Source organism: Clostridium sp. CM041, from assembly GCF_055081035.1.
Genome location: NZ_CM143648.1, coordinates 3043644 through 3055528, shown reverse-complemented (window position 1 = coordinate 3055528; position 11885 = coordinate 3043644). Strand labels below are relative to the sequence as shown.

Annotated in this window: 11 protein-coding genes and 1 other annotated feature; of the genes, 1 reads left to right on the top strand and 10 read right to left on the bottom strand. The window is 29.9% G+C overall.

Annotated elements, in window-relative coordinates:
* Positions 1–32: 32 nt before the first annotated feature.
* From ACWJJT_RS14380 to ACWJJT_RS14340, 9 genes are all read right to left on the bottom strand, one after another.
* Positions 33–824 (bottom strand): GTP pyrophosphokinase, encoded by a 792-nt coding sequence (locus ACWJJT_RS14380; protein ID WP_165413656.1) that lies wholly within the window; start codon positions 822–824, stop codon positions 33–35.
* 53 nt (positions 825–877) lie between these two features.
* Positions 878–1567, bottom strand: a complete 690-nt coding sequence (locus tag ACWJJT_RS14375) for a metallophosphoesterase (protein WP_462955197.1) — start codon at positions 1565–1567, stop codon at positions 878–880.
* Between the two features lie 22 nt (positions 1568–1589).
* Entirely contained in the window at positions 1590–1856 is a 267-nt protein-coding gene (locus ACWJJT_RS14370; RefSeq protein ID WP_462955196.1) for an EscU/YscU/HrcU family type III secretion system export apparatus switch protein, read from the bottom strand.
* Between the two features lie 66 nt (positions 1857–1922).
* Positions 1923–3497 carry a hypothetical protein gene (locus tag ACWJJT_RS14365; protein WP_462955195.1) on the bottom strand — a complete coding sequence of 525 codons (1575 nt, stop codon included), beginning with the start codon at positions 3495–3497 and terminating at the stop codon, positions 1923–1925.
* Between the two features lie 219 nt (positions 3498–3716).
* On the bottom strand, positions 3717–4937 hold the full coding sequence (gene tyrS / locus ACWJJT_RS14360) for a tyrosine--tRNA ligase (protein WP_216301865.1): 1221 nt from the start codon (positions 4935–4937) through the stop codon (positions 3717–3719).
* 208 nt (positions 4938–5145) lie between these two features.
* Positions 5146–5362, bottom strand: a binding site (T-box leader).
* 174 nt (positions 5363–5536) lie between these two features.
* Positions 5537–5959 (bottom strand): hypothetical protein, encoded by a 423-nt coding sequence (locus ACWJJT_RS14355; protein WP_462955193.1) that lies wholly within the window; start codon positions 5957–5959, stop codon positions 5537–5539.
* Between the two features lie 118 nt (positions 5960–6077).
* Complete coding sequence (locus ACWJJT_RS14350; RefSeq protein ID WP_462955192.1) at positions 6078–7223, bottom strand: AlbA family DNA-binding domain-containing protein; 1146 nt, start codon at positions 7221–7223, stop codon at positions 6078–6080.
* 127 nt (positions 7224–7350) lie between these two features.
* Positions 7351–8466, bottom strand: coding sequence for a Ger(x)C family spore germination protein (locus ACWJJT_RS14345; RefSeq protein ID WP_462955190.1), 1116 nt, complete (start codon positions 8464–8466; stop codon positions 7351–7353).
* A complete protein-coding gene (locus ACWJJT_RS14340; RefSeq protein ID WP_462955189.1) occupies positions 8459–9865 on the bottom strand; it encodes a spore germination protein in 1407 nt (468 codons plus the stop codon). The genes ACWJJT_RS14345 and ACWJJT_RS14340 overlap by 8 nt, the downstream gene beginning before the upstream one ends.
* 130 nt (positions 9866–9995) lie before the next feature.
* On the opposite strand from ACWJJT_RS14340, the gene ACWJJT_RS14335 reads away from it, so the two are divergent.
* Complete coding sequence (locus tag ACWJJT_RS14335) at positions 9996–11075, top strand: GerAB/ArcD/ProY family transporter (protein WP_462955188.1); 1080 nt, start codon at positions 9996–9998, stop codon at positions 11073–11075.
* 227 nt (positions 11076–11302) lie between these two features.
* On the opposite strand, the gene ACWJJT_RS14330 is transcribed toward ACWJJT_RS14335, so the two are convergent.
* Entirely contained in the window at positions 11303–11845 is a 543-nt protein-coding gene (locus tag ACWJJT_RS14330; RefSeq protein ID WP_462955187.1) for an ECF transporter S component, read from the bottom strand.
* Positions 11846–11885 lie beyond the last annotated feature (40 nt).

Below are 11885 nucleotides of genomic sequence, written 5' to 3'. Positions count from 1 at the left end.
AGAAATTTTTAATTTCTACTCTCCTTTTCAATTTAAACTCCATACATATCTAATGTTTTTTGGGTTGCGCGAAGTAAGCTACTAATTTCATAAACTTCTCCTTCTTCTATTAGCTTATTTAATTGTTCTCTATACCTAGCTGCATCCGTTGACTTTCCAATCGACGAAAGCACAAGTATATTATTCATTATATCCGACACCAAATTAGATTTTACCTCAAACAATTTTTGTGCATCTTTAATTTCGTCTTTAATTTCTAGCATCTGTTCATCTAATTGAAAAGCAGCATCTGCAGCATTTTTAAGTTTTGCCCTTATATTCTCTGGTATATCATGCTTATATTTATAATTTAGAGAATGCTCTACTGTAGCCCAAAAATTCATTGCCAAGGTTCTAATTTGAAATTCCGCGAGTATTTCGGTTTGACCATCAGCTAAGTTTACAGGATACTTTATAATCATATGATAGCTTCTATATCCACTCCCTTTTACATTTGCAACATAGTCTTTTTCATAAACCATCTGCATGTCACGTCTTTCACGAATTAGATTTACCACTTTATCAATATCATCTACAAACTGACACATTATCCTTATTCCAGCAATATCTTCCATTTCATATTCAATTCTATCCAGAGGGATACCGAATTTATTAGCTTTCTCAAGAATACTAGATATTTCTTTAACCCTCCCGGTAACAAACTCTATAGGTGAATACTCATTTTTTCGTCTATATTCTCTTCTTATACTTTTAAATTTTACTTTTAACTCTTCTACACCCTGTTCATAAGGAATTAAAAATCTTTTCCACTCTCTTATTGCCATATACTCAGTCCTTTACATAAAATTTCATATCCACATTGTATTAACTTTTGATACTATTCTAATATTTTTAAAGGATCGAAGTTTAAATAATCACAAGAAGTAACTATATATTCTATGCCTTCTATATTTCCTTCATATAGCCTATTTAAAGATGGTCCATGTAAATGACCATATATGACCTTGCATACATTATACTCTTTTACTATTCTTATAAGTTCAGTTTCCTCAAACTTATCATTAGTAGGTGGATAATGAAGCATTACAATAAATTTATTATAACCCTTTTTCACTGCCTCATCGAGTGAAATTCGAAGCCTTATTAACTCTCTATTATAAATTTTTTCATCATGAGTTGTAAACCTTGTATTTCCTGGGCAATTCCATCCCCGTGTTCCGCATATAGCAAAATCTTTGTAGTTAAAAAAGTTGTTTTGGATAAAATCCATATCCGCGTAGAGAGAATTAAGCTTCGTGATACCACTCCACCAATAGTCATGATTTCCTTTTATAAGTATTTTTTTACCTGGAAGCTCATGAATCCATTCTAAATCTTCCACACCCTCAGAAATATTCATGGACCATGAAATATCCCCTGCAATTAGTACAGTGTCATCCGCCGAAACTTTGCTAAGCCAATTTTCTTTAATTTTTTCATTATGATTACTCCATTTATCTCCAAATATATCCATGGGTTTATCTGAATTTATAGATAAATGAAGGTCAGATATTGCCCACAACGCCATAATATACCTCCTTGTTAATTATTTAGTTCTTCTTCATTAATTCATCTATATCCATTACATAAGCAATAACCTTAGCTATTGCATCATACAATTCTAATGGTATTTCTGATCCTATATCAACATTTGAAAGTAAATTAGCTAATTCTTCATTTTTCACTATAGCTACCTTATTCTCTTTCGCCGTCTTAAGAATTTCATCCGCAATATATCCCATTCCAGCTGCCGTTACTATAGGCACATCATATCCTTGTTCATATTTTATTGCAGTAGCTTTTTTTACCTTTTTCATTTCAACACACCTCATTAGTGCTCAAAGTTATAACCTTAGTCATTTTTTTTAAATGTCTCCATGCTATTATACCTTTATATTGATTGTATTAAAACTTCTATCATTAAAAAATTCTCCACAACTTGACAGTGTAAACTCGTTATCCCTGTTACTCACTTTAATACTAACCTTATAATTTATACTAGATAATTCGTTAATTAATTTTTCTTTACCAATATCCAAAACTTTAACATAGAATTTATCACAATTAATATCAATATTCATACTATTATATTTAATTTTAATATATACATCTACAATACCCATATTTATTGTTTTAACACTTGTTGCAATTTTTACATCTTTGCTATCAATGTTTTTACCTTTTTTTCTATCATCTTTAATAATCAATTTAAATTGATATTCGCTTTCTTTAACATTTATAGGCAAGTCCAAATAATAATACTGCTGAGAAATAGAATTGAATATTTTTATATCATTAAGTTTTTGATCAAATACATTCATAATTTTCGAATAAGCCTGTGGCTTAAGATTAAGCTTATTTTCAATAACAGCTTTAATTGTATTTTTAATCTCTTCAGTCTTTAATTTGATTTGCTCTTTAATGAGAACATCGGTATTTGTTTTTGCTATCTCTTTTGGGGCGTTATCTATACCCCCCCTATCTATCTCTGAAATATTTAGTTCCTTTTTTATCATATTTATAATTTCAGAAAGTAGATTGTTTTTACCATAACCATTAACTTTAGTATTGACAGAAGTTTTAGCATCCATTCCCACATTATTAACAGTATCCTTTTGTAGTTTATCTAATGGCAGTCCTTCATTTGACTTTATATTTTCCAAATTACTGTCAGGTTCAAACGGTGTTATATTTAAATCTTTTAACTCTTTATTTATCAAATTAACATCAGTTTTATAACAATTTAAAAGATAAGTATTCATATCTTTTAAATTGTTATATACAGCTGACTCTCCTTTAAATAACTTTATAAAGCTCTCCAGATTTCCTTTAGTAATTTCTATATTGTTTTCTTTAAATAATAATATCTCATCAACATCTAAACTCTTTAATGCTTGAAAAAAACCCTTTAATATTATTGTTATTTCATTTGCCTTTTCACTATTAATGTCAATATCTCTACTATTAAGATATTTACCAATAAAGATCTCCTCTTTATCCGGATTTAAAGATATTTTTTCTCTGAAATCAACTAAACTTTTTATATCACTTATATTGTCTTTAGTTAAAGGCATGTCATGTTTTATCATTTTTTCAAAAAGCAAAGTATCTGTCTCTCCAGTACTTAATGGGTTCCCCTTAGAAAACTCTTCTAAAATATCATTTTCTATGGTTTTCCCCTCTTTATCTTCATATAATAATTTTATTTTAAGCATACCATCTTCAAAACCTTCTACAACAAACCTAACCACACTGCCATCCGGGGCTTGTTCTAGTGACTTATTAATCTTTGCTGAGAATTGCCATCCATCTAATAATTTTAAATTAACTTCTCCCTTTTGCTGATCTGTACTTACAATTCTAGCATTGAACTCTTCTCCGGCCTCAAAAGATATTTTACTAAAAGTTTTTTTAGCTTGTGGACTCTGTAAAATTGAAATATTGCTAATTAAAGACATAGGCCACCTCCCATTTTTTAGGGATAAAGTATCTTCAAATTCATATACCTTATAACTTTTTTAAAATTTATCACTACTTTATTATCGTATAAAACATTTTTTTTTAAAGGGTACGGTTAATAATTATATATTAGTTATTAACTATCCCCCACTATCTCTACTAAAAGAAAAAAGCAAAGTTAAAATATTAATTTCAACTTCGCCCATTTTAAAAAATTGCTATTCTATAGTTAAAGAATAGTATTTTTTCTTTCCTTTTTTAATAAGTACACAACCATCTTTAAAATTTTCTTCTAAAAGTGTTGCATTCTTATCTTCGATCCTTTTATCGTTAATAGTTAATCCGCCCTGCTCAATTAATCTTCTAGCTTCTGCTTTTGATGGCACCACTTTAGTGTACACCAATATATCCATCAATCCCGCATTCTTCATGTCGCACGGTATAGATACTTTAGGTACGCTACTCATATTAGTTCCACCACCAAACAATGCTTCTGCTGCGGTCTGAGCTTTTACAGCTTCTTCTTCTCCATGAATAAGTTTTGTAACCTCGAAAGCTAAAACTTTTTTAGCTTCATTGATTTTTTCATCTTTTAAAGCACTTAAACGCCTAACTTCATCCATTGGTACAAAAGTAAGTAACGATAAGCATTTTTCTACATCTAAATCTCCAATATTTCTAAAATATTGGTAAAAATCATAAGGAGATGTTTTATCTGCATCAAGCCACAGAGCTCCATTTACAGTTTTACCCATTTTAATTCCTTCGCTATTTGTAAGTAATGTGCAAGTCATTCCATAAGAAGCCTTACTCTCTTTTTTTCTTATTAGTTCTATACCAGCAATTATGTTAGACCATTGGTCATCTCCACCTAATTCCATAGTACATCCATATTTTTTATTTAACATTAAAAAGTCATATCCTTGCATAAGCATATAGTTAAATTCAAAAAAAGATAAACCTTTTTCTAATCTCTGTTTAAAACACTCGGCAGCTAACATCTTATTTACTGAAAAATGTACTCCTATATCTCTTATAAAATCTACGTAATTTAAATTTAAAAGCCAGTTTGCATTGTTTTCAAGGATTGCTTTACCATCACTAAAATCTATAAGTTTTGAAAGCTGTGATTTTATGCAAGATATATTATGATCAATTTCTTCTTTTGAAAGCATTTTCCTCATATCTGTTTTACCAGATGGATCACCAATCATTGTAGTTCCACCACCAACTAAGGCTATGGGTCTATGCCCTGCTCTTTGCATATGTGCCATAAACATCATAGTAATAAAATGTCCAATATGTAGGCTATCCGCTGTTGGGTCATATCCTATATAAAATGTTACCTTTTCCTGTCCTAATATTTTCTTCATTTCATCCTCGTGAGTAAGTTGTTTTATATACCCTCTCTCTAAAAGCGTATCATATACATTTTCCATAATTTATTCCTCCTTATTTTAACGACATTTCAAAATGAAAGTCTTCCCTTCTATACTATGGCATCCCATAGTATAACAAAGAGAAAAGTTCAGTCGAAACCTAAGTCTCCTTTTGAAGTCGATATACTTATCTTCTGCGAAGCTGTGAGCACCGCAGGTGATGATTTAATCCTGTGTTATTTTTTGAAATAAAAAAAACGCCCCCTAAGAAAGGGACGAAAAAATTCCGTGGTACCACCCAAATTGATTTAACAATCCGCTCATTCCTTATAACGTAAGGTCAACCCGTCTCAGCTTACTTTTTAAAAGTTTTATTTCAGCTTAAAGCTCCAGAATGTATTTCACTATATTCCTTAACTAGTTCACACCTACCACTAGCTCTCTTAATAATTCCTACAGTTACTTTTTTCTTTCATAGCCTTTTAGATATAATTATTCATCTTATAATTATATATGTGTATTTATAATATATCAAATGATATATTGGCTCGTTATAAGTGATTAAATCTCTATTTATACTATTTACGTTTATTTTCAACTTTTTTCTCCATATACAATAAAAGCAGGGCTAAAAACCCTGCCTCTCATTCAAATAAATACTAATCTATCTCTTTATGCGATATAATTCTTAAAAATTCTGGTGGATTTAAACATTCGCAACCTACATTTACATAAAATTCCAAGTTATACTTATTAGCTAAAATATCCATTCTAGAAAACAATTGTGCCGTATGCTCAAGTTTATCATCAATAATATTAAATACACCATCAACAAAGATGGTATCAATATCATAATCCCTAGAAAGCATACCGCACAAAAATCCATAAAAATCATCATGACTTTCTAAATTGAACTCATTTATTGCTACAAATCTCATTTTTGTACTTAATTGCAACGCAGCTTTAGCATCATCATCAATATATACTATGTTCCCTTTAACTTTATCAACGGACTCGTTGGCTAATTTAATCAGAGCTTTAGTTTTACCTGAACCCTTTCTACCACAAAATACACGAATCATGTTAAACGCCTCCTATTTTATCTAATATAACCAGATAATTATTAAATAGGTCTACACCGTACACAATATTTTTATACATTTATATATTATTCGTAATATCTTTACAATATTATAGCTGTTATATAAAGTTCTTAATCCCTGGGAAAATCACCTTAAAAGTATTATCATCTTTTGAATCCACAAATATTACCTTACCATATTTTGAAAAATCCTTTTTCATTCGTGCAAATCCTCTTCCTGATTTTATAAACCTTTTTCTATCATCTAATGCTATTAACTTATCATATATCCACATATTTCTTTTTAAATAATTATGGGTATTAATTTCAGTTGAAAATAGTAGGTTGCCAGGACTAAATACACTTACACTGTTATAGCTTACCACTATTTCAATTTCCTTGTAAAACATAGTATAATCTCTATAAAGTATTGCGTTTTTTAGAGCCTCATACACTGCAGCAATAGGATAATTTACTGGAAATATATTTTTAAATAATTCTTCTGTCCTATCTAGCATATCTAATAAATTTCCTTGCACAATTATAACCTCATCAAAGCTATCGTTTACCTTATTTACTATCTTTATCATATTATGCGGTAAATAAATACTGTTAATTGAAGAAAATACCAATAATCCTCCTAGTGTTACTACCCTCTTATTATAATCTCTTTCAATAAAAGTTATTCCTGCATTGTCCATAAATCCTAATCTACTGTTATCATTTACTAAAATGCCCTTATTTAAAAAGTATTTATTAATTATATTAAAATCTAAACTATTAATACCACTATTTACAATAGGTATAGTTTCGATATTGAGACTTAGATTTTCTTGTAAACAAGAAATTAATTCTTCTTTTCTCATAGTATCTGTTGTGGAACCTCTCCTAATGTAAAATGCACCATTCTCCCTTAATTGATAGGGCCTTTGACCACCATCATATATAGTTATAATCGCCAAATTTTTGCTTTGAAATGTTACGAAATCTAGCGATACTGGAATAGGCGGTTCACATCTTGAACTTATAATTTGTTGTAACTGTTCTTCTTTAAAGTCACATACCTTAATACCTATGATTTTTTTCGTTTTATCCTCTACTCCAATAACAAGGTATCCTCTTCCTCCACGGGAGTTGGCTATAGCACATATATCTTTAGCTAATTCTCTTTTCCCACTTTCTATTAATATATCAATTCTTTGCTTGTAATCTAATTTTGTACCCTCATCCCTCTTTAACAATATGCTAATTTTTTTGCTATCCATATATTTCACTCCAACCGCGCTATAATAATATATTATGCTTATAGTAGCGCAATGTTTCCAAAGTATTATACCTTACAACAAAAGACGATGGAATATAGAAGTGGGAGACTTTCCTTCTGAAATGTCATTAAAAGTTTTTAACAACCCCTGTGTTCATTATTTTCACTTCAACTTCAACTTTTAGCTCAGTTTTTTTAATAATATCATCATTTTTTATCTTTGGATATTTCGCATGAAATTGCTCCGTAATATCAAAAATATCCATATTTAATGCCTTATATTTTGCAAATAGATTATTGCAGGCTTTCAAAATATTTTCTTCTGACTGCTCCTCAATTTTACTGATATTTTCTTTTGTAAGTGTAATTTCTTTTTGAGCTTCTGCTAAATCCACCTTAACTTTAATTTTCTTTTTTAAATGAACAATATTATCATCATAACTGATTTCTGTCTTAGTTTTACTTTTTAATATTTCTAATGTTACAAATTTATTAGTATCACAGGGATTAGTTACTTCTAAAGTACCACCTAAAATAGTGTTCATTAAAAAGTTAAATCCTAACCCTTCATCTCTTTGTAATACGCCAACCATTTTATCGTCTTTAATTACAGCTCCGCCATTTACTTCTAAAGTTCCCTCTAAACTATCTTTTGGGATATCTATTATGGGTACTACATTTACTTTATCTCCAATTTTTCTTTGATTGTAAAACTCATTTAAACTTAGTTTTACAGCTCTTGAAGATGCTCCAATATTTTCTATAAGTTGCACTATAAATGATCCAATGTATTTTTCTTCAGGCATGTTTAGCTTCATAAGTTCCTCTGGATCTCCTTGATATACTGTAATATGCGGTCTTATAAGCAATTCTTGATCACGACTCATAAAATCTATGAAATTATCAACACCGAATTCCGCAGCCTTTTGAGTAAATATTATGGCACTATTCTGTGTATAGTTTAATTTATAACTAGAAGTAGCATTCATATTTCTCACAGCCTCGAATATTGTTTTTCCTGTTGCTTTAAATAAGATCCTTTGATCCGCTCCTTCAGGTGATGTTCCTCTTACTCCCTTAAAAGCTTCAGCATATAATATAGGATTACCGGCATTATCTGCATCTATTACTAATGCAGAAATAAATAAAACCTTATTAATATCCTTATAACTAAAACATGATGTCATAGTAAAACAATTCATTATTATGCATATTATAACTAATGTTCTTTTATACTTATTCATTGTAATCATCCCTATCAAAAATACTATTTGATATCTTGCTAAGATCTTTTCTATATAATATATCCTTAAATTTAAAGCTTTCTAATGTACCTAAAGGGAATAAATATGGATATCCACAACTCTCTAGTCCCGCCATATGTGAGATAAAAATAAAAAAACTAATGTAAAATCCTGGCAACCCAAGCACTGAGGAAAACACAATTATAATTATATTCCATATGGATAGAGCACCATAAAGCTTAGGCACTAAAAAAGAAGAAATAGATGAAATTGCCACAATTACTATAGTGCTTTGCGACGCTAAACCTGCTCCCACTGCAGCATCGCCTAAAATTAAAGCTCCAACAATGCTCATTGCCTGGCCTATGAGTTGTGGCAATCTTATTCCTGCCTCTCTAAGTAATTCAAAGAAAAAAGTCATTAGTAGTAGTTCTATAACAGTAGGCAAAGGTACTCCTGCTCTAGCGACTGAGAGTTTTACAGCAAATACCTCTGGAATAAGCGAAAAGTGAAAAGTAGTAATCGCCAAATATACCCCTGACAATAAGGTAGCTGAGAAAAAACTAAACACCCTTATAAGTCTTGATATATTAGTAAAATACCTATTAGAATAATAATCATCTGGCGTTTGAAAATTATCCACAAAAAAATACGGTGCAGTAATTACAAAGGGGGTTCCATCTACGATTATTGCCACTTTCCCTTCTAAAAGCTTTGACGCTGCCACATCTGGTTTTTCGGTAGTGCCTATTGTGTCAAAAGCTGTGTTCTTATTTTTTAATTCTTCCTCAATGTAATTTGTGTCTAAGATAAACTCTAATTTTATATTGGTCACCTTTTTCCTTATATAATCAACAAGTTTCTTCGGGGCCACACCTTCTATGTAGCATATTACGGCTACCGTATTAGATTTACTCCCTAAAATTATCGGTTCAAATTTCAAATCCGAATTTTTTATTTTCCGCCTAATCATTGATACATTATCTACAAAAGCCTCCGTGAATCCTTCCCTTGGTCCTTTAACTACATTTTCTGTAGAAGGCTCTCCCACACTCCGCCTCACATATCCCTTGGCCTCACAATAAATTGATTTATTTGCAAAAGAAAATATAAGCACTAAGTCTCCAGATAAAATGTGATCTATAGCCTCCTCATTACTATTAATATCTCCAATGCTATTAGCTGGTAATACTTCTTTTTTTATATACTCTAAATCTACAGTTGTAATTTTATGTTGTATTAGAGGGTTAAATATATATTCACTAATAAAGTTAGAATCACATAGATCATCAATAAATACGCCGAATATTATTCCTATATCAGTCTCTATCTCTCTATATTTGACATCGTAGCTATTTTTTAATTTTTCTTTAATATAATCTATATTTATTTTTTCCATTTTAATCACCCAACTTATTATTTGTAATATTTAAGTTTAATATTCTCAAATTGGGAAATAATACAACTATATTGCAAATTTTATTACAATGCAATTTAGAATCAAAACAATGAGGAGACAAGAAAACAAAATGGATAAGCTAAATACAAAACATTTAATATTCATAATTTGGGGAACCTCCATTGTAGCAATGAAAACTTACCCCAATGTATTCATTATAAATGGAGGTAGAGATTCCTGGATTTCCGTCACTATTGCCTCTATTATTTTATTATTTTATTTTATTTACTTGCTTTTTGTTTGTAAAAAAAGCAATTGCTATGATATGGACAAAATATACCATAAAGCCTTAGGTAAAACCATGGGAGACATCTTTCTAATTTTATTTATCATAACTTTAATAGTTAGCTTAATTGAAAGTTGCTCTGTAGAATCAAATGCCTTGCACCTAAATCTGCTTTCAGATACTCCTCCTTGGTTTTTTCTCTTGTTTATAATAATACCTGCCGTTTATATTACAAAGAAGGGTACTAGGGCTATAACTATAGTTACTATTTTAGTTATTTGTCTTACTATGATAGCCGGGATAAACCTATCAATTCTTACAGCTAAATATAAAAAGTTTAGTCACCTACTTCCTATAATGGCGGGTGGCGTCACTCCCTCTTTTATTTTATCTATAATAAAGGCCCTTGGATGTTACGGTAGTATAGCTGTTTGTATCCCATTTTTGTCTAGGGTAACTAATAAGTCAAAAATCACAAAACATTGCGTTATTGCAATATTAATAGTAATACAAATGGAGATTTTCGCAAACATAGGCGTTTTAAGTACCTTTGGCGTAGTTAGAGCCTTGGAGATTAACTATCCTAAACTCATACAAACTCAGTTAGTTGATTATTTTGGGTTTATAGAAGGAGGGGAGTTTTATGTAATGCTTCAAATGGTAGGCGGTTGGTTTATAAAATATGTATTAGAGCTAACTGCTACCATGATTTTATTAAAAAAGCTTTCCTTCTCTAATAAATATTGGATATACATTATTACTTTATTTGTATTCATAATCTCCTATTTCATTTCCGCTAAAGTAGTATTATTATATAAATTTTTAAATCTTTACGTTTATTTTTCTGTAATAAGCTTTATGTTAATACCAACAATAATTTTCACTGTTTTTTACTTTAAAAGTAAAAAAAGAGCTAGAAACTAAAAAAAGTATATATTACTATTAATGCATTCACTTCGCTAAGAACCACTAATTTTATTTTTAATTAATCTGCTGCAAAACATAAACTCGCTAGCGCAAGATATAAATTCGCTAGCGAGTTTATGTTTTTCTTAACGCATCTTAATTAAAAATAAAATAAGAAGTTCTAAAGCTTGCTTCAATACATTATACGTAATATATACTTTTTTTTGAACATAAAATATATCATATTATCTACTAATTTTGCTTTTTAAAGCTGTTATTAAAGGTAATGCTAAAGCAATACCTCCTACTACTTGAAAAATATTAGTAGGTATATCCTTTAAAGAAATAATTAAGGCTTGTTTAAGTGCAAATTCTTTAGAAATAAATGTTAGTATGACAGCTCCCCCTAAATAATACGCTGCAATCATCCAAATCCCTGCTACAACAAAAGCGAAGATATTATTTGAAAATTTATTTCCATTATAATTTTTTCTGTAGGCTATTGTTCCAGCAATATACCCCATCGCACCTTTAATAATGAGTGTAAATGGTGCCCACATGGTATATCCATTTAATAGATCAAATAAACACATACCAACAGCAGAAGATATGGCTGCTTTTTTTCTTCCAAATAATATAGCTGATAAAAAAATCATACTATCTCCTAAATGAAGTACACCCATAAACGTAGGTATATGTATAACCGAAGCAGCTATAAACGTAATCGCCGCCATTAGACTAATTTGTACTATGTCAATGGTTTTAATTGATGATATTCTATTTTCCATCTTTATCCCCCCTAAAATTAAATCTTTAATATTTCCTTAA